The organism is Aeromonas mytilicola subsp. aquatica, assembly GCF_044336385.1.
GTDB lineage: Bacteria > Pseudomonadota > Gammaproteobacteria > Enterobacterales > Aeromonadaceae > Aeromonas > Aeromonas rivipollensis.
This window is the reverse complement of record NZ_CP172298.1, coordinates 3876387-3898108: the sequence shown is the minus strand read 5'-3', so window position 1 is coordinate 3898108 and position 21722 is coordinate 3876387. Positions and strand designations below refer to the sequence as shown.

At 60.8% G+C, this 21722-nt stretch carries 18 protein-coding genes and 14 tRNA genes; 26 read left to right on the top strand and 6 right to left on the bottom strand.

Annotated features, from left to right (window positions below; all coding sequences use genetic code 11):
- The first annotated feature begins 4 nt into the window (after positions 1–4).
- The 19 genes from tolA to nadA all read left to right on the top strand — a co-directional run bounded on the left by tolA (position 5) and on the right by nadA (position 6898).
- Positions 5–1138, top strand: coding sequence for a cell envelope integrity protein TolA (tolA, locus tag ACFWHB_RS17785; protein ID WP_395948968.1), 1134 nt, complete (start codon positions 5–7; stop codon positions 1136–1138).
- Between the two features lie 93 nt (positions 1139–1231).
- Entirely contained in the window at positions 1232–2557 is a 1326-nt protein-coding gene (tolB, locus tag ACFWHB_RS17780) for a Tol-Pal system beta propeller repeat protein TolB (protein WP_043128866.1), read from the top strand.
- Positions 2558–2607: 50 nt separating this feature from the next.
- Entirely contained in the window at positions 2608–3132 is a 525-nt protein-coding gene (gene pal / locus ACFWHB_RS17775) for a peptidoglycan-associated lipoprotein Pal (protein ID WP_005331552.1), read from the top strand.
- A gap of 158 nt (positions 3133–3290) precedes the next feature.
- Entirely contained in the window at positions 3291–4097 is an 807-nt protein-coding gene (gene ybgF / locus ACFWHB_RS17770; RefSeq protein WP_162520034.1) for a tol-pal system protein YbgF, read from the top strand.
- A 174-nt stretch (positions 4098–4271) separates the two neighbouring features.
- Positions 4272–4347 (top strand) — tRNA-Lys (locus tag ACFWHB_RS17765).
- Between the two features lie 32 nt (positions 4348–4379).
- A tRNA-Val gene (locus ACFWHB_RS17760) sits at positions 4380–4455 on the top strand.
- Between the two features lie 46 nt (positions 4456–4501).
- A tRNA-Lys gene (locus ACFWHB_RS17755) sits at positions 4502–4577 on the top strand.
- 22 nt (positions 4578–4599) lie between these two features.
- Positions 4600–4675: transfer RNA gene (locus ACFWHB_RS17750), tRNA-Val, on the top strand.
- Positions 4676–4721: 46 nt separating this feature from the next.
- Positions 4722–4797, top strand: a tRNA-Lys gene (locus ACFWHB_RS17745).
- Positions 4798–4819: 22 nt separating this feature from the next.
- Positions 4820–4895 (top strand) — tRNA-Val (locus ACFWHB_RS17740).
- Positions 4896–4919: 24 nt separating this feature from the next.
- A tRNA-Lys gene (locus tag ACFWHB_RS17735) sits at positions 4920–4995 on the top strand.
- Positions 4996–5013: 18 nt separating this feature from the next.
- Positions 5014–5089, top strand: a tRNA-Val gene (locus ACFWHB_RS17730).
- A 24-nt stretch (positions 5090–5113) separates the two neighbouring features.
- Positions 5114–5189: transfer RNA gene (locus ACFWHB_RS17725), tRNA-Lys, on the top strand.
- An 18-nt stretch (positions 5190–5207) separates the two neighbouring features.
- Positions 5208–5283: transfer RNA gene (locus ACFWHB_RS17720), tRNA-Val, on the top strand.
- A 24-nt stretch (positions 5284–5307) separates the two neighbouring features.
- A tRNA-Lys gene (locus tag ACFWHB_RS17715) sits at positions 5308–5383 on the top strand.
- 18 nt (positions 5384–5401) lie between these two features.
- Positions 5402–5477 (top strand) — tRNA-Val (locus ACFWHB_RS17710).
- A gap of 24 nt (positions 5478–5501) precedes the next feature.
- Positions 5502–5577 (top strand) — tRNA-Lys (locus tag ACFWHB_RS17705).
- 18 nt (positions 5578–5595) lie between these two features.
- Positions 5596–5671 (top strand) — tRNA-Val (locus tag ACFWHB_RS17700).
- 153 nt (positions 5672–5824) lie between these two features.
- Positions 5825–6898: a quinolinate synthase NadA gene (gene nadA / locus ACFWHB_RS17695; protein ID WP_163149203.1), complete on the top strand. Its 1074-nt coding sequence runs from the start codon at positions 5825–5827 to the stop codon at positions 6896–6898.
- A 96-nt stretch (positions 6899–6994) separates the two neighbouring features.
- On the opposite strand, the gene ACFWHB_RS17690 is transcribed toward nadA, so the two are convergent.
- Both ACFWHB_RS17690 and gap read right to left on the bottom strand, forming a co-directional pair.
- The gene (locus ACFWHB_RS17690; RefSeq protein WP_289986894.1) at positions 6995–7861 is read right to left on the bottom strand and encodes a D-hexose-6-phosphate mutarotase; all 867 of its coding nucleotides are present in this window, start codon (positions 7859–7861) and stop codon (positions 6995–6997) included.
- Between the two features lie 108 nt (positions 7862–7969).
- Positions 7970–8965 carry a type I glyceraldehyde-3-phosphate dehydrogenase gene (gene gap, locus ACFWHB_RS17685; protein WP_033129683.1) on the bottom strand — a complete coding sequence of 332 codons (996 nt, stop codon included), beginning with the start codon at positions 8963–8965 and terminating at the stop codon, positions 7970–7972.
- 345 nt (positions 8966–9310) lie between these two features.
- Here gap and malQ point away from each other — a divergent pair, with 345 nt between their 5' ends.
- The 4 genes from malQ (at position 9311) to msrB (ending at position 16350) form a co-directional block, all read left to right on the top strand.
- Positions 9311–11500 (top strand): 4-alpha-glucanotransferase, encoded by a 2190-nt coding sequence (gene malQ, locus ACFWHB_RS17680; RefSeq protein ID WP_395948967.1) that lies wholly within the window; start codon positions 9311–9313, stop codon positions 11498–11500.
- 82 nt (positions 11501–11582) lie between these two features.
- Positions 11583–13760 carry a 1,4-alpha-glucan branching protein GlgB gene (gene glgB / locus ACFWHB_RS17675; RefSeq protein ID WP_395948966.1) on the top strand — a complete coding sequence of 726 codons (2178 nt, stop codon included), beginning with the start codon at positions 11583–11585 and terminating at the stop codon, positions 13758–13760.
- Positions 13760–15901: a glycogen debranching protein GlgX gene (gene glgX, locus ACFWHB_RS17670; protein ID WP_290071181.1), complete on the top strand. Its 2142-nt coding sequence runs from the start codon at positions 13760–13762 to the stop codon at positions 15899–15901. Before glgB ends, glgX begins: the two co-directional genes overlap by 1 nt.
- Positions 15902–15957: 56 nt before the next feature.
- A complete protein-coding gene (msrB, locus tag ACFWHB_RS17665; protein ID WP_163149198.1) occupies positions 15958–16350 on the top strand; it encodes a peptide-methionine (R)-S-oxide reductase MsrB in 393 nt (130 codons plus the stop codon).
- A gap of 70 nt (positions 16351–16420) precedes the next feature.
- On the opposite strand, the gene chrA is transcribed toward msrB, so the two are convergent.
- The 3 genes from chrA to ACFWHB_RS17650 form a co-directional block, all read right to left on the bottom strand.
- Positions 16421–17560, bottom strand: a complete 1140-nt coding sequence (chrA, locus tag ACFWHB_RS17660) for a chromate efflux transporter (protein ID WP_395948965.1) — start codon at positions 17558–17560, stop codon at positions 16421–16423.
- 221 nt (positions 17561–17781) lie between these two features.
- Positions 17782–18222 (bottom strand): nucleotide triphosphate diphosphatase NUDT15, encoded by a 441-nt coding sequence (locus ACFWHB_RS17655; RefSeq protein WP_234677576.1) that lies wholly within the window; start codon positions 18220–18222, stop codon positions 17782–17784.
- A 462-nt stretch (positions 18223–18684) separates the two neighbouring features.
- Entirely contained in the window at positions 18685–19689 is a 1005-nt protein-coding gene (locus tag ACFWHB_RS17650) for an NADP-dependent oxidoreductase (protein ID WP_289986883.1), read from the bottom strand.
- Positions 19690–19888: 199 nt separating this feature from the next.
- Here ACFWHB_RS17650 and ACFWHB_RS17645 point away from each other — a divergent pair, with 199 nt between their 5' ends.
- The 3 genes from ACFWHB_RS17645 to ACFWHB_RS17635 all read left to right on the top strand — a co-directional run bounded on the left by ACFWHB_RS17645 (position 19889) and on the right by ACFWHB_RS17635 (position 21036).
- The gene (locus tag ACFWHB_RS17645) at positions 19889–20314 is read left to right on the top strand and encodes a MarR family winged helix-turn-helix transcriptional regulator (RefSeq protein ID WP_162519291.1); all 426 of its coding nucleotides are present in this window, start codon (positions 19889–19891) and stop codon (positions 20312–20314) included.
- A 29-nt stretch (positions 20315–20343) separates the two neighbouring features.
- Positions 20344–20574, top strand: a complete 231-nt coding sequence (locus ACFWHB_RS17640; protein WP_395948964.1) for a hypothetical protein — start codon at positions 20344–20346, stop codon at positions 20572–20574.
- A 144-nt stretch (positions 20575–20718) separates the two neighbouring features.
- Complete coding sequence (locus ACFWHB_RS17635) at positions 20719–21036, top strand: hypothetical protein (protein ID WP_005324594.1); 318 nt, start codon at positions 20719–20721, stop codon at positions 21034–21036.
- Between the two features lie 74 nt (positions 21037–21110).
- Here ACFWHB_RS17635 and ACFWHB_RS17630 read toward each other — a convergent pair whose 3' ends face one another.
- Positions 21111–21587 carry an Lrp/AsnC family transcriptional regulator gene (locus ACFWHB_RS17630; RefSeq protein WP_025325819.1) on the bottom strand — a complete coding sequence of 159 codons (477 nt, stop codon included), beginning with the start codon at positions 21585–21587 and terminating at the stop codon, positions 21111–21113.
- Positions 21588–21722: the final 135 nt, after the last annotated feature.

Below are 21722 nucleotides of genomic sequence, written 5' to 3'. Positions count from 1 at the left end.
GGAGATGGATGTGAAGCGTGGTATTTCCGGTTATCTCGTCGCGTCGCTGCTGCTGCATCTGATCATCGGCATCATACTGCTGGTCGGTGTCGACTTCAGCAAGCCCAAGCGCCCCGAGTCGAAGGGACAGATCGTCAATGCAGTGATGCTGGACAGCGAGTTCCTGGAGCAACAGGCACAGCAGATCCAGCAGCAGAAAGCTCAGCCCAAGGCTGCCCAGCAGCAGAAAGAGAAGGACAAGGAAGACGCCGATCAGGCCCGGCGCGAGCTGGCGAAGGAGCAGGAGCGTCTGCGCATCGCCGAGACCAAGCGCAAGGAGGCCGAGGAGGCCACCCGCAAGGCCGAGACCGAGAAGCAGAAGAAGGTAGCCGAGCAGAAGCAGGCGGAAGAGCAGGCCCAGAAGGCCGAGGAAGCCCGCAAGCTGGAGGCGCAGAAGACCAAGCAGGCCGAAGCCAAACGTCAGGAAGAGGAACTCGCCAAGGCGCTGGCGCTCAAGAAAAAGAAAGAAGAGCTGGAGAAGAAGCAGGCCGAAGAGAAAGCCAAGGCGAAGGCGGATGCGGCCAAGAAGGCTGAAGCCGACAAGAAGGCCAAGGCTGAGGCTGAGAAGAAAGCCAAGGCGGAAGCCGAGAAGAAGGCCAAGGCTGAGGCAGAGAAAAAGGCTGCAGATGAGGCCGCCAAGAAGGCAAAAGCTGACGCAGAGAAGAAGGCGAAGGCCGAGGCTGACAAGAAGGCCAAGATAGAGGCGGAGCGCAAGCGCAAGGCGGCCGAGGAGGCCAAGTTGCAGAAAGAGATGGAAGCCATGATGCAGCAGCAGCTGGAGGCCGAGGCCAATTCCCGCAGCCAGGCCGCATCGGCTGCGGCTCAGGGGGAAGCCCAGAAATATGCCGCCCTCATCGCAGCCACGGTGGAGCGCTATATGATTTTGGATCCCACCATGCGGGGCAAAACCTGTACTATCGGTGTCAAATTGGCCAGTACCGGCTTCGTCATCTCGGTGGACAACGGCCAGGGTGACCCGGCGGTCTGCCGCTCCGGCAAGGCGGCTGTGCTGAAGGCGAATCAGTTGCCGGTGCCGAAGGATCCGGCGGTATTCGAGCAGTTGAAGGAACTTAACCTCAAGTTAGAACCTAGCATCTAGACGTGATAAAACGGGGTCATTGACCGTGGTTGGCAGCATCTGCTGATAAAGGAATTTCACCTCTCATTTTTATTGGAACAGAGTATTTAAGCCATGATAAGAAAAGTGTTTTTTGCTTTGGTTGGCTGCCTTCTGCTAGGCCAGAGCGCTCAGGCGGCCTTGGACATCGTCATCACCGGCGGTATTGACAGTGCGCGCCCCATCGCCATAGCCCCCTTCAAGTGGGAGGGCAATGGTCAACTGCCACAGGACATCGCCGAGGTGGTCTCCAACGACCTGATGCGCAGCGGCAAGTTCAAGCCGCTGGCCCGTGGCCAGATGCCGCAGACCCCGAGCACCAGTGGCGAGATCAACTTCGCCCCCTGGGCGTCCCAGGGTGTGGAGGCCGTGGTGGTCGGTTCCATCGCGGCGGTGGGTGATGGCACCTACAAGATCAACTTCGAGCTGGTCGACGTGCTGAAGGGCCAGCTGGCCAAGACCCAGGGCGGCGAAGCGAACGGTTACATCCTCGACAGCCGCATGGCGACCATACCGGGTGCCCAGATGCGCCAGTTCGCCCACCGCATCTCCGACATCGTCTACGAGCGCCTGACCGGTGAGCGTGGTGCCTTCCTGACCCGTCTGGCCTATGTCTCCGTCCAGCAGGGCACCCAGTTCCCGTACCAGCTGCGTATCTCCGATTACGATGGCTACAACGAGAAGACCCTGCTGCGCTCCCGCGAGCCGTTGATGTCACCGGCCTGGTCGCCGGATGGCAGCAAGCTGGCCTATGTGAGTTTCGAGAACCAGAAGTCCGAGATCTATGTGCAGGACATCTATACCCAGCAACGCAGTCTGATCACCAGTTTCCGCGGCATCAACGGTGCCCCCGAGTGGTCACCAGATGGTCGCCGTTTGGCTATTGTTTTGTCCAAAGATGGGCAGCCTGATCTCTATGTTGTTGATGTTGCTAGCAAGCAACTCACTCGAGTCACAAATAACCGTACCATAGACACCGAACCCTCCTGGATGCCGGACGGTCAAACTTTGCTGTTCACCTCTGAACGTGGTGGCAAACCCCAGATTTATAGCGTAAATTTGGCGACTGGCGTCACTCGCCGGATGACCTGGGAAGGGGATTCCAACCAGGGTGCATCCATCACGCCGGACGGCAAGTCCATGGTGGTGGTGACCCGGGTTCAGGGACAATATCGCATCGCTCGCCAGGATATGGAAAACGGAGCCATGTTGGTACTGACCCAGAGTGCTCTCGATGAGTCGCCAAGTGTGGCTCCCAATGGCAGCATGATCATTTATGCCACCATCTATCAGGGTCGTAAGAGTCTTGCGTTGGTGTCGACCGATGGTCGCTTCAAGGCAGTGCTTCCGACCAGTAGCGGTGAAATTCGTGCACCAGCTTGGTCGCCCTTCTTGAATTGATAAAAAAATCGATTGTTTTTTGTTTTGTTATAAAGGTTTAAGGAAATAGCATGCAACTCAATAAACTGCTCAAGGGTCTGGCCATCGCACTGCCACTGTTCACCCTGGCTGCCTGTAGTTCTTCTTCCGACTCCGACGCCGCTGGTGCCGAGTCTGGCATGACCGACGGCATGGGCGGTGTACAAACCGGTGGCGCCAACGGCATGTTGTCCCCGGAAGAGCAGATGCGTCAGAAGTTCGAAGCTCTGCAGCGCGATAACGTGATCTACTTCCCGTACGATGGTTACGACATTCAGGGTCAGTACGCCGACCTGCTGGATGCCCATGCCAGCTACCTGCGTGAGCGTCCGAGCGTCAAGGTGTTGATCGAAGGCCACGCCGATGAGCGCGGTACTCCGGAATACAACATCGCCCTGGGTGAGCGTCGTGCCAAGGCCGTTGCCAAGTATCTGCAAACCCTGGGTGTGCAGGCCGAGCAGCTCTCCATCGTCAGCTATGGCGAAGAGAAGCCGCTGGATCTGTCCCACACCGAGGATGCCTTTGCCAAAAACCGCCGTGCGGTTCTGGTTTACTAAGGTTTGAACCGAACGAAGTTCGTTTATATGCAAGCGGCCATTTCGATGGCCGTTTTATTTGCACTAAACGCCAAGGTTTGATCCGAATGAAATCTGTATAAGCGAGCGACTATGGCGCTGGCCGTTTTATTTGCACTAAACGCTAAGGTTTGATCCGAATGAAATCTGTGTACAAGCAAGCTGTTGTTGCGCTGGCCGTATTGGTTGCTCTGAATGCGCATGCGGCGGCTCCTGTCAGCGATCTGGGCGGTGACTCGGGTGGTGGGGTTGTCCTTAGCGGCAACAACGGTGCCATAGTGCCCACGGGCAGCCTGGAAGACAGGGTCGCCCTGCTGGAGCGCACCCTGAACGCCCGTCTGCGCCTGCAGGCCGAGCTGCAGCAACAGGTCGACTCCCTGCAGGGGGAAGTCTCCGAACTGCGTGGTCAGCTGGAGCAGCAGACCTACCAGATGGAGCAGTCGCAAGAGCGTCAGCGCCAGCTCTATCAGGAGCTCGACAAGGTGGCCAACAGCCAGCCAGCCGCCGCCGCGCCCGCGACTCCTGCTGCCGGCGCCACGACGCCTGCCGCCGCGGCCAACTACTCGACCAATCAGGACGAGAACCAGGCCTATGACGCAGCCGTGAACATGGTGCTCAAGGAGAAGAACTACGACAAGGCCATTCCTGCCTTCGAAGGGTTCATCAAACAGTTCCCGAGCTCCAGCTATGTTCCCAATGCGCACTACTGGCTCGGCCAGCTGATGTTCAACAAGGGTGACAGAGCCGGTGCAGCCAGCCAGTTCTCCACTGTGGCGAACAAGTACAGCAAGTCGCCCAAGCGGGCCGATGCCCTGCTGAAACTCGGCATGCTGGCGCAGCTCGATGGCAAGAAAGCAGAAGCCAAGACCTTCTATGAGCAGGTGATCAAGGGTTACCCCAATACCTCGCCGGCCCAGTTGGCCAAGCAGAGCCTCGGCAAGCTGTAACATTGCTGCATGTCACTGTTTTCGTAACAGTCTTGTAAATGCGGCTCTGCTTTGTATGCGCAGTGAGCAAACAGATTTAATTTAAGATTTTTCTATTGCGCCAGGATGATAAATCCGTAATATAGGCCGCCGTCAGAGCCGGTGCAGCAATGCGCTCGGAACTGGTCGTGGTGAGGGTCGTTAGCTCAGTCGGTAGAGCAGTTGACTTTTAATCAATTGGTCGCTGGTTCGAATCCAGCACGACCCACCATTTCTTCACAACGGGTGAAGACAGAATTCCCAGGTCGTTTAGCTCAGCTGGGAGAGCACCTCCCTTACAAGGAGGGGGTCACTGGTTCGAGCCCAGTAACGACCACCAGTTTTAACGCAGTCTGCCACGGCAGGCGGTGACAGGTTCAAGGTGTGGGTCGTTAGCTCAGTTGGTAGAGCAGTTGACTCTTAATCAATTGGTCGCTGGTTCGAACCCAGCACGACCCACCAATCTTGACCACAGAATACCCCAGGTCGTTTAGCTCAGCTGGGAGAGCACCTCCCTTACAAGGAGGGGGTCACTGGTTCGAGCCCAGTAACGACCACCAGTTTTAACGCGGTCTGCCACGGCAGGCGGTGACAGGTTCAAGGTGTGGGTCGTTAGCTCAGTTGGTAGAGCAGTTGACTCTTAATCAATTGGTCGCTGGTTCGAACCCAGCACGACCCACCAATCTTGACCACAGAGTATCCCAGGTCGTTTAGCTCAGCTGGGAGAGCACCTCCCTTACAAGGAGGGGGTCACTGGTTCGAACCCAGTAACGACCACCATGCTTTGAAAAAAATGATACAGATGGGTCGTTAGCTCAGTCGGTAGAGCAGTTGACTTTTAATCAATTGGTCGCTGGTTCGAATCCAGCACGACCCACCATCATTTAGCCTTATCCCAGGTCGTTTAGCTCAGCTGGGAGAGCACCTCCCTTACAAGGAGGGGGTCACTGGTTCGAGCCCAGTAACGACCACCATGCTTTGAAAAAAATGATACAGATGGGTCGTTAGCTCAGTCGGTAGAGCAGTTGACTTTTAATCAATTGGTCGCTGGTTCGAATCCAGCACGACCCACCATCATTTAGCCTTATCCCAGGTCGTTTAGCTCAGCTGGGAGAGCACCTCCCTTACAAGGAGGGGGTCACTGGTTCGAGCCCAGTAACGACCACCATGCTTTGAAAAAAATGATACAGATGGGTCGTTAGCTCAGTCGGTAGAGCAGTTGACTTTTAATCAATTGGTCGCTGGTTCGAATCCAGCACGACCCACCATCATTTAGCCATATCCCAGGTCGTTTAGCTCAGCTGGGAGAGCACCTCCCTTACAAGGAGGGGGTCACTGGTTCGAGCCCAGTAACGACCACCATGCTTTGAAAAAAATGATACAGATGGGTCGTTAGCTCAGTCGGTAGAGCAGTTGACTTTTAATCAATTGGTCGCTGGTTCGAATCCAGCACGACCCACCATCATTTAGCCATATCCCAGGTCGTTTAGCTCAGCTGGGAGAGCACCTCCCTTACAAGGAGGGGGTCACTGGTTCGAGCCCAGTAACGACCACCATGACTTGCAAACAAGAAGGCCCGCACTCCAGTGCGGGCCTTCTTGTTTTAGCTGCAGCTGGCTCCCTGTCTGGTGATCGCGATTTGTTGATGGGTTTGTGCGCGGCTTCTGGTTATAATTTTGGCCTTTCCAAGCGTTGATGGAACAGTCGCAATGAGCAATGCACTGAGCAGTGTCCCTCCGGTCATCGAGATGGACTATCCCTTTCCGGTCAAACCGGCTCCCCTGACTGCCGAACAGAAGGCGGCCCTGATCATCGAGATCAAGGCGCTGCTCGAGGCGCGTCAGGCCGTGCTGGTTGCCCACTATTACACGGATCCCGAGATCCAGGCGCTGGCCGAGGCCACCGGCGGTTTCGTCGGCGACTCCCTCGAGATGGCTCGCTTCGGTCGTGATCACGCCGCCCAGACCCTGATCGTGGCCGGTGTGCGCTTCATGGGGGAGACCTCCAAGATCCTGAGCCCGCACAAGCGGGTGCTGATGCCGACCCTGGAGGCTGAGTGCTCCCTGGATCTGGGCTGCCCCATCGACCAGTTCTCCGCCTTCTGCGATGCCCATCCCGACCATATCGTCGTGGTCTATGCCAATACCTCTGCGGCGGTGAAGGCGCGGGCCGACTGGGTGGTCACCTCCAGCATTGCGCTCGAGATAGTCGAGCACCTGGACAGCCAGGGCCACAAGATCATCTGGGGTCCGGACAGACACCTGGGTGCCTACATCGAGAAGAAGACGGGCGCCGAGATGCTGCGCTGGCAGGGTCACTGCATAGTCCATGACGAGTTCAAGGCCAAGGCCCTGCGCGAGCTCAAGGCCCAGAACCCGGACGCGGCCGTGCTGGTGCACCCGGAGTCCCCGGCTTCCGTCATCGAACTGGCAGATGCGGTGGGTTCGACCAGCCAGCTCATCAAGGCGGCCCGTGAGCTGCCCCAGCAGAAGCTGATAGTGGCGACCGATCGCGGCATCTTCTACAAGATGCAGCAGGCCTGCCCGGACAAGGAGATGGTGGAGGCTCCAACCGGTGGCGATGGCGCCACCTGCCGCAGCTGCGCCCACTGTCCCTGGATGGCGATGAATGGTCTGGTGGCGATCAAGGAGGCACTGACCGATGGCGCCGAGCGTCACGAGATCCTGGTGGATGAGGAGTTGCGAGTGAAGGCACTGATCCCGCTGGATCGCATGCTGAACTTCGCTGCCGAGCTCAAGCTAAAGACCCAGGGCAACGCCTGAGTGTGCGAAGCGTTGAATAGAAAGGCTGAATAGAAGAGGGCATCCGTTGGGGTGCCCTCTTTCGTTATGGGTTTCGCGAAGACGAAGATCAGATGATCAGATGATCACGGTAGAGAAGCTGTGCTCCTCATCCGGCGCGATAACGACGCCAGCCTCGGCCGTGATGGCCGCCTCGACGCAGAGCATGGTGCGGTAGCCATCGTCGCTCATGTCCGCCATGGCGGTGGCCCCTTCCAGCCAGGGGGTCCAGACCACGACGCTGTCGTTGTTGCCGCTCACCACTTTAGTGGTGCGATCGCCGTCCTTGACCATCACCATGGCCTCGGCTTGGTGGTAGACCCGATCAATGGCAGCTGTGAGCGTCAGAGCGCCCTGCTGCTGCCCATCCTGACCCGTCAGCTTGTCTGCATAAGGCTCACCCAGGCCGGTCACGCTGACGGCCTCTGGCGCGCTTATCTGCAGATAGGTGTGCAGGGCCGCATTGTAGGTGAGGGGCGTCTTGCCGGTGTTGCGGGTGGTTAGCACCAGGGAGAGCTCCTTGCCCACCAGCACATCCAGCTCCAGCTCGAAGGCGTGGGGCCAGAGGGCACGGCTGGCGTCGGTGTCGCGCAGAGACAGATGGACCAGGGTGCCATCCCCGTGATCGGAGACACCATCCAGGGTCCAGAGGCTGGTGCGGGCGAAGCCATGGGACGGTTTGCCGCTGCCGACGCGAGCGGGGGAGGGGCCGAACCAGGGCCAGCACAGGGGGATGCCGCCCCGGATCGGCTTGCTGCCATCCAGCACGGCCTTGTCGCTGAGCCAGATCGAGGCGGGTTCGCCGTGGCGCTGATAACGCAGTACATGGGCGCCAAACAGGCTGATCTCCGCCCTGGCATGCTCGTTGTTGATGGTCAGCAGAGGCTGGCCATCCGCGGGGTGGCTGAGGGTACAGTGGGCTGTCAGAGTACGTGTCGGTTGCATGGAGACTCCTGTGCTCGCGCACATTCAAGAAAGAGGTCGGCAGATCCAGAATACAAAAAGGCGGCCAATGGCCGCCTTTTTTCAAGCTACGCGATTGCGCATCCCAAATTACTTGGAGATGTGAGCGATCAGGTCCAGAACCTTGCTGGAGTAGCCCATTTCGTTGTCGTACCAGGATACAACTTTAACGAATTTGTCGTTCAGTGCGATACCAGCCTTGGCATCGAACACGGAAGTCTGACGCTCACCCAGGAAGTCGGTGGAAACCACTTGATCTTCGGTGTAGCCCAGCACGCCCTTCATGGAGCCTTCGGAGGCTGCTTTCATGGCTGCGCAGATTTCTGCGTAGGTGGCAGCTTTCTTCAGGTTGACGGTCAGGTCAACAACGGACACGTCCGGAGTCGGTACGCGGAAAGCCATGCCGGTCAGTTTGCCGTTCAGTTCCGGGATAACAACGCCAACAGCCTTGGCAGCACCGGTAGAGGACGGGATGATGTTCTGAGCCGCACCGCGGCCACCGCGCCAGTCTTTGGCAGACGGACCATCAACGGTCTTCTGGGTAGCAGTGGTAGCGTGGACAGTGGTCATCAGGCCGGATTCGATACCGAAGGTATCGTTCAGAACCTTGGCGATCGGGGCCAGGCAGTTGGTGGTGCAGGAAGCGTTGGAAACGATGTCCTGGCCAGCGTAGGTAGAGTCGTTAACACCCATGACGAACATAGGGGTAGCGTCTTTGGACGGACCGGTCAGTACGACTTTCTTGGCGCCAGCAGCGATGTGCTTGCGAGCAGTTGCGTCGTCCAGGAACAGACCGGTAGCTTCGGCAACAACGTCAACACCGATGGCATCCCATTTCAGGTTTGCCGGGTCACGCTCAGCGGTAACACGTACGGTTTTGCCGTTAACAACCAGGTTGCCGTCTTTAACTTCAACGGTGCCGTTGAAACGACCGTGAGTTGAATCGTACTTCAGCATGTAAGCCATGTAGTCAACGTCGATCAGGTCGTTGATACCAACCACTTCGATGTCAGCACGCTCAGCGGCCAGACGGAACACGAAACGACCGATGCGGCCAAAACCGTTAATACCTACTTTGATAGTCATATTTGGTTACCTAACTGTTCAGTAGTCAAAGAAAATTCCGTTTGTAAATTTACTAGAACTCACCGGTGAGTCAACCAACAATCTGCGCGAAATTGCGCTATATCATGAAAAACTGTGAAATTTATTTTCGTTTTATGTAACTGGCTACCAACTTTTGTCGAATGCATCATCAGCGGATCCGGTCGCAGAGATCAACAATAGTGCCTGTTCGGTCACACAACCAGCCAGGGAGATATGTAAAAATGTGCGCGGTTTAGCATGGCCAAAGAGCCACTGTTCAAGTACCACCCATAAAAATTAATCACAAATAGTGTAGATAGAATCCACAGCGGGAATTCTCAAACTATGACCACCCTGATTGAACAGCTGGCTGCCGCCAAAGGTATCGCCAGCGAGTATGTTGATGCCTGGGGCCACCCGGCTCAGGTATCCGAAGAGAGCAAGGCCGCCATGCTGGGCGCCATGGGCTACCGCGTCGACGACGAGGCCGCCCTGACCGAGCAGCTGGAGCAGGAGCACCGTCAGCACTGGTTGCGGCCTCTGGATCCCGTGATGGTAGTGCGCAGTGGCGACCCCATCAGCCTCGAGGTTCGTCTGCCCATAGAGTTCGTCAACGACGCCCTCCACTGGCAGATAGTGCTGGAGCAGGGAGCCCTGTTGTCCGGCCAGCTGACCCCCATCGAAGGGGAACTGGTCGGCGTCGCCGAATTCGAGGAGATGGAGTGCCAGGCCTATAGGGTCGCGCTGGATGTGCAGCCGGAGCTCGGCTATCACCAGCTGGTGCTGCTGGAAGAGGGCAACGACGAGCCACTCGCCACCATGCGCCTCATAGTCGCGCCCAAGTCCTGCTACAAGCAGGCGCCCATCGCCAACGGCCGCAAGGTGTGGGGCCCGAGCGTGCAGCTCTACTGCCTGCGCAGCCGCCACAACTGGGGCATAGGTGATTTCAGCGATCTCGGCCAGCTGGTCGAGCAGGCCGCCGCCTGGGGAGCCCATTTCGTGGGGCTGAACCCCATCCATGCCCTCTATCCTGCAAATCCCGAGAGTGCCAGCCCCTACAGCCCCTCTTCCCGCCGCTGGCTCAACGTGGCCTACATCAATGTGGAAGCCGTGCCCGAGTTTCTGGCCAACGAGCGGCTCAAGGCCGATGTGGCGAGCCCGGCCTTCCAGCAGCATCTGGCCTCCCTGCGGGCCAAGGAGAACGTGGATTACACCGGTGTCATCGAGACCAAGATCGGCATGCTGCGCCAGGTGTTCGATGAGGCCAGGCTCAGCGCCGAGCGTCAGGCCGCCTTCGATGCCTTCGTGGCCGCCGGTGGCGACAGCCTGCAACAGCAGGCCGCCTTCGATGCCCTGCAGGCCCATTTCTATGGCAAGGGTGAGAACGCCTGGGGCTGGCCGGTCTGGCCGGATGCCTTCCGCGATTACCACAACCCGGAAGTGGCTGTCTGGATGCAGGAGCACAGCCAGGATGTGAATTTCTACCTCTATCTGCAGTTCCTGGCCGATGAACAGCTGGCGCAAGCCGATGCCCGCGCCAAGGCGGCCGGCATGGTGATGGGGATCTACCGGGATCTGGCGGTGGGCGTCTCCGAAGGCTCCACCGAGATCTGGGCCAACCGGGATCTCTACTGCCCGAAAGCCTCGGTCGGTGCGCCCCCCGACATCCTGGGCCCCCTCGGTCAGAACTGGGGCCTGCCCCCCATGAACCCGAACCAGCTGTTCGAGGCGGCCTATCAGCCCATGGTGGATCTGTTCCGCGCCAACATGCGTGCCTGCGGCGCGCTGCGCATCGACCACGTGATGGCCTTGCTGCGCCTGTGGTGGGTACCGCCCGGAGCGTCCGCCGCCAAGGGCGCCTACATCTACTATCCGGTCAACGATCTGCTGGGGATACTTGCCCTCGAATCCCACCGCAACCAGTGCCTGCTGATCGGTGAAGATCTCGGCACAGTGCCGGAAGGCATAGACGTCACGCTCAAAGAGAACGGCGTTCACTCCTACAAGGTGTTCTTCTTCGAGCGCTCCAAGGGGGACGGCGGTTTCATCTCTCCGGCGCACTACACCGAGCAGGCGATGTCGGCCCTGACCACCCACGACATGCCGACCCTGAAGGGCTTCTGGCATTGCGACGATCTGGCGTTGGGCCGCGAGCTGGGCCTGTACCCGGATGAAGAGGTACTCAAGACCCTGTATGCTGATCGCCACCAGGCCAAGCAGCGGATCCTTGACAGCCTGCATGCCCATGGGGTCATCTCTGGCAACATCAGCCATGACGTGAACTGGGTCGGGATGAACACCGAACTCAACCATGGCCTGCAACTGCACATGTCCCGCGGCAGCTGTGCCCTGTTCAGTACCCAGCTGGAAGACTGGCTGGAGATGGACAAGCCGGTCAACGTGCCGGGCACCAGTTACGAATACCCGAACTGGCGTCGCAAGCTTTCAAAGGATCTGGAAGATATTTTTGCCGATGAGGCGCTCAAGGCGCTGGCGGGCAAGATGAGCCAGGCCCGTGACGAGGCCAGTCGTTGAGCCCTTGCTGTCAACATGTGACTCACTTTCATCCGCTTCGGCCCAGGCCGGAGCGGATGTTCAGCCATGAAAGGAAATGTCGATGCCCGTTGAACGTTTGGTTGCCGCCCGCTGTGCCGATCCCTTCTCCCATCTAGGCCTGCTGGCCAATCCGGATGGGCCAGGCCTGAAACTGACGGCCTGGTTGCCGGATGCCCTCGAGGTCCGGGTCAGGGACCTCAAGTCAGGCAAGATAGTTGCCACCCTGACCGCCGCCGACGAAGCGGGCCTTTTTGAAACTGTTTTCACTCGCCGCAAGAATCCCTTCCCCTATCAGCTGATCGCCAGCTACCCCGATGCCAGTGCCGAATCCATCGACCCTTACCAATTCCAGGCTGCCGCCTGGGAAGGCTTGGCTGAGCTCGGCTTCCAGCCGGAAAACCTCTACCACACCCTGGGCGCGCAGCTGCGCACCGTGGAGCATCTCGGTCAGCAGGTGACCGGGGTGCGCTTCGCCGTCTATGCGCCGAGCGCCACGGCGGTGAGCCTGATCGGCGATTTCAACTTCTGGGATGGGCGTCGCCACCCCATGCAGCGGAGCCAGTGCGGTCACTGGGTGCTGTTCGTGCCTGGCCTCAAGGCCGGGGACCGTTACAAGTTCGAACTGAAAGATCCGGCCGGCCATCGGCTGCCCCACAAGAGCGATCCGGTCGGCTTCTACTGCGAGCAGTACCCGTCGTTCGCCTCCGTCATCCACGACCACGAGCAGTACCAGTGGCAGGATGCCGCCTGGCGCGAGAGCCAGCGCAATGACAAGCGGGAGCAGCCGCTCTCCATCTACGAGCTGCACGTGGGCTCCTGGAAGCGTCATCCCAACGGGGACAGCCTGAACTGGCGCGAGCTGGCGGTGGAGCTGGTCAACTACGTCACCGAGATGGGCTACACCCATATCGAGCTGATGCCGGTCTCCGAGCACCCCTTCAGCGGCTCCTGGGGCTATCAGCCGGTGGGCATGTTCTCCCCCACCAGTCGCTACGGCAGTGCCGATGACTTCAAGCATTTCGTCGACGCCTGCCACCAGGCCGGCATAGGCGTCATCCTCGACTGGGTGCCTGCCCACTTCCCGGCCGATGCCCATGGTCTCGCCCGCTTCGACGGCACTCCGCTCTACGAGTACGAGGATCCGCGCCGTGGCTGGCACCCGGACTGGAACTCCTACATCTACGACTTCGGTCGCAACAACGTGCGCCAGTTCCTGGTGGCGAGCGCCCTGTTCTGGCTCGACAAGTTCCACATCGACGGCCTGCGGGTGGATGCGGTGGCCTCCATGCTCTATCTGGATTATTCCCGCAACGCCGGTGAGTGGGTGCCAAACGTCGACGGGGGCAACCACAACTACGAGGCCATCAGCCTCTTGAAGTGGACCAACGAGGAGGTGTACGGCAAGTATCCCCACACCATGACCATAGCCGAGGAGTCCACCGCCTTTGCCGGTGTCTCCAAACCCACCTTCCTGGGTGGCCTCGGGTTTGGCTTCAAGTGGAATATGGGCTGGATGCACGACACCCTGAGCTACATGCAGAAGGAGCCTATCCACCGCCGTTATCACCACAACGAGATGACCTTCTCCATGGTCTATCACTATGACGAGAACTTCATCCTGGCCCTGTCCCACGACGAGGTGGTACACGGCAAGCACTCCCTGCTTTACAAGATGCCGGGTGACGAGTGGCAGCAGGCCGCGAACCTGCGGGCCTACATGGGCTTCATGTATGGCCATCCGGGCAAGAAGCTCAACTTCATGGGCACCGAAATCGCCCAGAGCAACGAGTGGAATCACGATGCCCAACTGCCCTGGCACCTGCTGCAATTCCCCAAGCACGGCGGCCAGCAACGGCTGATCCGCGATCTCAACCGGCTCTATCGTCATGAAGCTGCCTTGTATCAGGCGGATTATGAGCAGAGCGGCTTCCGCTGGCTGGATCACAACGACGCCGACAACAGCATCTTCGCCTGGCTGCGCGCCGACAAGCAGGGGGCCAATCCTGTGGTGATCGCCTCCAACTTCACCCCTGTGCCGCGCCTCGCCTATCGCCTCGGGGTGCCAGCGGCGGGCCGCTATGCCGTGGTGCTCAACACCGACAGCGAGCATTACTGGGGCAGCAACTATGATGTGGGTTTGGCCTTAGTCGCCGAGCCGACCCCCTGGCAGGGGATGGCGCACAGCATAGTGCTGGACTTGCCGCCGCTCGCGACCTTGTTCATCAAACAGGAGTCCTGATGTTTGTAATGGAAAATGGGGTGGACTACCCGCTGGGGGCCCGGCTCGACGAGGCAGGCTGCCACTTCTGCGTCTGGGCCCCCCAATCGGACAAGGTGGAGCTCTGTCTGTTCGACGAGCAGGAGCAGGAGCTGGTCAGGCTGGCCCTGCCCGGTCGGCGCGGCCAATACAGATTCGGCTATGTGCGCGGGGTGAAGGCCGGTCAGCGTTACGGCTACCGGGTCCATGGCATGCCCCAGGAGGGCATGCTGTTCGACCCGGACAAGCTGCTGATCGACCCCTATGCCAGGGCACTCAGCCGGGCGACCCGCTGGAATGACGACCTCTATCAGGGGGACAGCGCGGCCATGGTGGCCAAGTCTGTGGTGGTGGACGATGCCTTCGACTGGCAGGGGGTCGGCAAGCCCGGGATCCCGCCCGAGCGGGTGGTGCTCTACGAGACCCACGTCAAGGGTTTCACCCGCCAGCATCCCGGGGTGCCCGAGGCGCTGCGGGGCACCTACCTCGGCGTTAGCCATCCGCTGATGATAGAGCACCTGCTCTCTCTCGGGGTCACCTCGGTGCAACTGATGCCGGTGGCTGCCTTCATGTCGGAGCCCAGGCTGGAGCAGCTTGGCCTCACCAACTACTGGGGCTACAACCCCATCGCCTTCTTCGCCCCCGAGCCACGCTACGGCGCGGGGGAGGCGGTGACCGAGTTCAAGACCATGGTGCGCGAGCTGCACCGGGTCGGGCTCGAGGTGATACTGGATGTGGTCTACAACCATACCGCCGAATCTGGTGTCGACGGCCCCATGCTGTCCCTCAAGGGGTTCGACAACGCGGGTTACTACGCCTTCGAGACCGGGGCTCACGGTCCTGACTACCACCGCCATGCCAACGTCACCGGCTGCGGCAACAGCGTCAACCTGGATCACCCCAACAGCCTGCGACTGGTGCTCGATGCCCTGCGCTACTGGGTCACCGAGATGCAGGTGGACGGTTTCCGCTTCGATCTGGCGGTCACCCTGGCGCGGGAGGCGGGGGAGTTCGATCCCATGAGCGCCTTCTTCAAGGCCCTGCTGGCGGATCCCGTGCTGGCGCGGGTGAGGCTGATTGCCGAGCCCTGGGACATAGGCCCCTTCGGCTATCGCCTGGGCCAGTTCCCGAGCCAGTGGCTGGAGATCAACGACCGCTATCGCGACACTGTACGCGCCTTCTGGCGCGGCGATGCGGGCAAGATGGGAGACTTCGCCACCCGGCTGGCGGGGTCGCGGGATCTCTTCCCGAAGAACTGGCGCTCCCCCCATACCAGCGTCAACTACCTCTGCTATCACGACGGCTTCACCCTGGAGGATCTGGTCTCCTACAACCAGCGCCACAACCAGGCCAACGGCGAAGACAACAGAGACGGCCACGGCAACAACCTCTCCTACAACCACGGGGTGGAGGGGCCGACCCTGGACCCCAGAGTGAACAACTTGCGCCAGCAGCAGAAGCGCAACCTGATTGCCACCCTGCTGCTCTCCCAGGGCACGCCGCACTTCCTGGCCGGGGACGAGATGGGCCGCAGCCAGCTTGGCAACAACAACGCCTACTGCCAGGACAACCAGATAAGCTGGGTCAACTGGCAGTTGCGCCCCGAGGATGAACGGCTGCTCGCCTTCACCCGCCAGATGATGGCGCTGCGGGCCGAGTCGGGGGTCTTCGCCAACCTGCAACTGAGCGACGACAGCTGGAACGGCGCCTCGACCAGTTGCCACAGCGTCAACTGGTATCACCCCGATGGCCATCAGCTCACCGATCAGGACTGGCACGCTCCCATGGGGCAGGCGTTCGCCATGGACATCGGCATGCTGGCGTGCGGCGGGGAGCGCTGGTACGTGCTGTTCAACGCCAGCGACTACGACATCCAGTTCCGCCTGCCGCCGCCGGGGGAGGGGCTGGAGTGGATCCAGACCATAGACACGGCCACCAACGACGGCCTGCCTTTCCTGCCGGACGACATCAAGCGGCAGGTGGCGGTGGGGCGTGCCCACTCCCTCAAATTGCTGGAGCGGGTTTCGCTGCCTGGGGTGGCGCTGGCCAAGGAAGGGGTGGTCGCCACGCCGGATGTTGCCGCCGTGTTGCCAACGGGATCACAGTTCCCGCTGGCGGGGTAGAGTCGGGGCGTGTGAGTGGGTATGCTGGGCGCCGTGATTAATGGCAAGGAGTCGGTATGAGCAGCAACAATCCCGAGCAATGGCGCAGCAAGTTGAGTGCAGAGCAGTTTCACGTCTGCTGGGAGAAGGGCACAGAGCGCCCTTACAGCGGCGCCCTGCTGCACAATCGCAAGAGCGGTGACTACCTCTGCGTCTGCTGCAAGAGCGTACTGTTCCATGCGGATGCCAAGTTTGACTCCGGCTGCGGCTGGCCCTCCTTCGATCGGGCCATCGAGGGGACAGTGACCTACACAGAGGATCGCAGCCACGGCATGGCAAGGGTGGAGATCACCTGCAGCCAGTGCGGCTCCCACCTGGGTCATGTCTTCCCGGACGGGCCGACCGAGACCGGCCAGCGCTACTGCGTCAACAGCCTGAGCCTGGACTTCGAGCCCGATACCGACGCCTGAAAGCGTCAGAAATGAAAAATGGCGCCTCCGCTTGCGGAGGCGCCATTTTTTATGGGGTCCTGGTTGGCCCTCAGATCAGCAGCAGATTGGCCCCCACCAGCAGGGCGGCGAGCGCCAGTATGGGCAGCCTGATGACGCGCAGCAGATAGAAGGCGATGGCGGCGAGCGCCAGATCGGCCGGTGCCAGCACGGCGCTCTGCCACACCGGCTGATAGAGGGCGGCCAGCAGCAGCCCCACCACGGCGGCGTTGATGCCGGCCACGGCCCCCGCCAGCCTGGGGTGGGCCAGCCAGCTCTGCCAGCAGGGGCCCAGGGCCCACAGCAGCAAAAAGCCCGGCAAAAATAGTGCGAGGGTTGCCAGCAGGGCGCCCGTCAGCGGCGTGGCGGGCAACAGCTGGGCGCCGAGGTAGCTGGCCAGGGTGAACATGGGGCCGGGCACCAGCTGGGCCAGGCCGTAGCCGGTCAGGAATTGCTGCTGGCTGAGGCTGTGGCCGACGCTCTCCTGCAACAGGGGCAGCACCACGTGGCCGCCGCCAAACACCAGGCTGCCCGCCCGATAGAAGTCGGCGACCAGCTGGCTGGCGGGGCCCAGGGCCAGCAGCGGCAGGCCGACAAACAGCAGGGCAAACAGCAGCAGGGTCGGCCAGTGGGGGACGCGACGGGCTTGTGGCGCCGCAGGAGAGGCGCCGACCACCTCCCGCTGGGCGCAGAGCAGGGCCGCCCCCAAAAGCATTCCCAGCTGGGTCAGCAGACCGGGCTGCCACCAGAGGGCGGCGGCGGTTGCCACCATGACTCCCTGTTGCAGCACCGTCTTGCAGAACTGGCGGCTCATGGTGAGCACGGCATCGGCCACCACCACCAGTGCCAGCAGCTTGAGGCCGTGCAGGGCGGCATCCAGCCAGAGGTTATTGCCTAGCTGGCCCACGCCGATGGCGGCAACCAGCAACAGCAGGAAGGAGGGCAGGGTGAAGCCGGCAAAAGCAGCGAGCGCTCCCCCAAGGCCGGCCCGGTGGCGGCCGATGGCAAAACCGAGCTGGCTGGAGGCGGGACCTGGCAACAGCTGGCACAGGGCCAGCAGCTGGGCATACTCGGCCTGGCTGAGCCAGCCGAGGCGCTGGACAAAGGTGCGCTGGAAGTAGCCGATATGGGCGGCCGGCCCGCCGAAGCTGATGCAGCCCAGCCACAGAAATTGAAGAAATACCTGTCCCACCACTTACTCCCTGTCGTCATCGCAGATGGACAGGGATGATATGACAGAGTGATGACTTTTTTATGACATTTCGGGCTGGGTTGCTGGTCGACTCGCTGTTGGCAGATGAACGACTTACTGGCTAGGGGCTTTGGGTGGGCCAACCGGCCAACCGGTTTATTCAGCTGATGGGGTTGCCGCTGGCTGGTAGCAGCACCCCGCCAGCCAGTGGGCTATGGGGATTAGGTCGGCTGGCCCGGTTGCGGCAGATAGCAGCGCCCGGCCAGCCAGCAGGCGATGGACTGGCGACTGGCATCGAAGTGGGGTTCGGGCAGCGCGCGGGGATCGCACCAGACCCAGCCCTCGCACTTGTCCGGCTCCAGCAGTTGCGGCTCGCCCTCCACCTCGGCCAGCAGGGTGACAGAGATGTAGTGCAGTCCGCTCTCGCGCCAGGTCTCCAGGTTGTTGGTGACGGCGATGACGCTGGGGTTGGTGATGAGAAAACCTGTCTCCTCTGCCACTTCCCGGATGGCCGCCGACTCGAAGCTCTCGCCAAGCTCCAGGTGGCCGCCTGCGATGGACCAGTAGGGGGCGTGGCTCCCCTTGCGCTTGCCAAGCAGCACCTGGCCCTGATGGTTGACGAGGATGACACCGACCCCGACGCGAGGATAGGGAGTGGACAATATGGAGAGCTCCTTGTTGTGGCTATGCAGGTGAACTGTTTGGTCAGGATGACACTGTTATCGAGCCCCGACGAGAGGATAGGGAGTGGACATTATGAAGAGCTCCTTGCTGTGGTTGTGCTGCCAGGGGTGACCCCCGGATGACTTATCGACCCCCGACGCCGGTACAGGGTGTGCTGGAGATGGGCAGGGCTCCTTGCCGAAACGGGATGACACCATAAAAAACGGGCCCACCTTAGGACGGATGGGCCCGTTTCGCAAGTTGCCGCTGGATGATCCCGGGGACACGGGAGCTTGCCGTTTATCTATCTGTCAATCAGATGGCTATCGCGATCTCACATCTGCCTGGTAGATGGTAAACACAAGGCCAGGGGCCCCACTGTGGCTGGCAGGCCGTCAGCCCCGCTTGATCTGCATCTTGCCGGCGCTGTGCCCCTCGACGCTCGGCTGCTTGGCTGGTTGTCAGCCCAGCTTGACCAGCATCTTGCCGGTGTTGCGGCCCTCGAACAGCCCGATAAAGGCCTGGGGCATGCTGGCCAGCCCCTCGCTGATGGTCTCCTCGGCCTGCAGGGCGCCAGCCTCGAAGGCGGGGATGGCCTCGGCCAGGAAGTCCCCGTAGTGCTGCCAGTGATCGGAGACCAGCAGCCCCTGCATCAGGATGCGCTTGCGGATCATCTGGGAGAGGTTGCGCGGGCCGCTCCCTTGGCCATTGCTGTTGTACTGCTCGATGAGGCCGCACAGCACGATGCGCCCGTGCAGCGCCATGTTGTTGAGGGCCGCGTCCAGCATGGCGCCTCCCACGTTCTCGAAATAGACCTGAATGCCTTCCGGGGCGAGGCGGGCCAGCTCGGCGTCGAGATCCGGCGTCTCCCTGTAGTTGATCACCGCATCGGCGCCCAGGGTCTTGAGATAGGCGACCTTGTCGGCTGACCCGGTGGAGCCGATCACCCGGGCACCGGCCCGCTTGGCGAGCTGCACCGCCATGGTGCCGACCGCGCCCGAGGCGGCCGAAACCAGCAGGGTCTCACCGGCCTGTAGGCGGGCGACCTTGTGCAAGCCCGCCCAGGCGGTCATGCCCGGCATGCCGAGGGCGCCGAGGAAGAGTTGGGACGGCAGCGCCGTGGCGGGCAACCGGGTCAGCTGCTCCCCCTTGGCGACGAAGGCATCCCGCCAGCCCAGCATGCTGCTCACCTGGTCACCCGCCTTGAAATCGGGGTGACGGGAGGCCTGCACAGTGCCGATGGCGCCGCCGTCGAGGGGGCCGTTCAGGGGGAAGGGGGGCACATAGCTCTTGGCCTCGCTCATGCGACCACGCATGTAAGGGTCCACCGACAGCCACTGGTTGGCCACCTGCACCTCTCCCTCCGAAAGCGCGGGCAAGGGCACTTCCTTCAAGATGAAGTCGCTCTGGACGGGCAGGCCGGTCGGGCGACGGAGCAGTTGAATCTGATGGCTGATCGGGGTCATGGTCGTTCTCCAGCGGGGTAGGGGGCAGTCGGCGCCGCGCCAGCCAGTGGGCTGAAGCGGCGGCTCGGGCATTCTGTTTGTGTGCAAACTAAAATCAGGTTAATCCCGAAACGATGGGGTGACAACTGTTTTGTGTGCAAATTATTCAGACCTCAGTTGTCCTGGGGTATACTGGCCCCAGTCGTCAGCGAGGTGCCCCATGAGTGAATTGAAAAAGCAGGTCTGTTTTGCCCTCTACAGCGCCTCCAATGCGGTGATGCGTGCCTATAGGCCTCTGCTGGACAAGCTGGATCTGACCTACACCCAGTACCTGGTGATGCTGTCGCTCTGGGCGCGGGACGAGGTCAGCCTCAAGGAGATTGGCCAGGAAACCGGCCTGGATGCGGGCACCCTGACCCCCATCGTCAAGCGGCTGGAGAGCAAGGGCTGGCTGACCCGCACCGTCTCCAGCGAAGACGAGCGGCAAAAATGCATCCGCCTGACCGAGGCGGGACGCCAGTTGCAGCAGGGAGTCAGGGAGTGCTGTCTGGCGGACAACTTGCGCAATCAGGTGGATCTGGCCGATGCCGAACTGGCCGAGCTCAAGCGACTCTGTGATCGCGTGGCGGCCCAGCTCGGGCGCTGAATCCTCTTCCCCTTGTCTGGAGCCATCCGATGAAACCCTGGTTACCCCTGTTTGTTCTGCTGCTAAGTGGCTGCGCCGGTGGCCCCCACTCTCCGTCCGAATTGCAGATCGACGATGCGGATGCCTGGCAGGCCCTCTGCAAGGATGGCGTCCGGGTTCGGGCCGTCACTGACGAGGGGATATGCGCGGATCACCGCGGTTTGGCCATGTGGACGAATAAGCCAAGGGCGGTTCGAATGGCAGAGGAAGCCGCCAAATAGTGTGATCCAGACGCCATAAAATGACACAACCGGCCCCTTGGCCGGTTTTTTTCGCGATCTCGCCTGCACTTTGCGGCCTTGTTCATGGTGCACTCATGCTTCCCTTTCCATACTGGCCCCACAGTTTCATGAGAGGAGAGAGAGATGCAGTCATCCATCGTCGGGCTCTCCATTCTGTGGGGGCTGGCCAGTTTTGGTGTTCAGGGGGATTTCATCGAGAGCCGTGATTCCGTTGCGCCGTCCTGGCAAGCCGAGTCCAGAGTGGAGATGGAAGGTTATCTGATTGAGTCGCTTGGCGAAGATCGCTGGGTGTTCGACAACGGCAGCGAGAGTCTGCTGGTCTCCCTGCCCGAGGGGCAGTGGGTGTCAGAGGGCGAGCGGTTGCGACTGAGCGGTGAACCCCAGCAGGAGCAGGCCGGCTGGCTGTTGCAGGTGCAGGACGTCAGCCAGGTCGGTGTCTGACCCTGTCATTCCCTGACATCAGAGACGACAAAGAGGAGGCCTGGGCCTCCTCTTGTTTTTTGCGCCTCTGGCCCTCAGCCCAGGTGGTTGAGGGGAAGGGCCGTCTTGTGCTTGATGCGGCGCAGCACGAAGCTGGAGCGCACCCCGGTCACGCCGGAGATATGGGTCAGCTTGTCCAGCAGGAAGTGCTGGTAGTGCTCCATGTCCCGCACCACCACCTTGAGCTGGTAGTCGGCGTCGTTGCCGGTGATGAGGTCGCATTCGAGCACCTCTGGCAGATCCTGAATGGCCCGATCGAAGTTTTCGAACCGCTCCGGGGTGTGCCTGTCCATGGAGATGTGAATGTAGGCGGTGAGGGTGAGCCCCAGCTGGCGGGCGTTGAGCAGGGTGACGTGGGTATCGATGAGACCGGCATCCTCCAGCGCCTTGACCCGGCGCGAGCAGGGAGAGGGGGAGAGCCCGACCAGTTCGGCCAGCTCCAGGTTGCTGATGCGGCCATTCTCCTGCATCAACTCCAGAATATGCCTGTCTATGCGATCAAGTTTCAGCATTCTCCGTTCCTCGTTGCAATTACTGATTCACTTTTCCTAGATTAAGGGTGAACTATTGCAAAAACAACTGAAAATACCTACTACTTCACAACCACTCACCGCACCGGCAGGAGTACCATGGTTTCATCTTCCGGT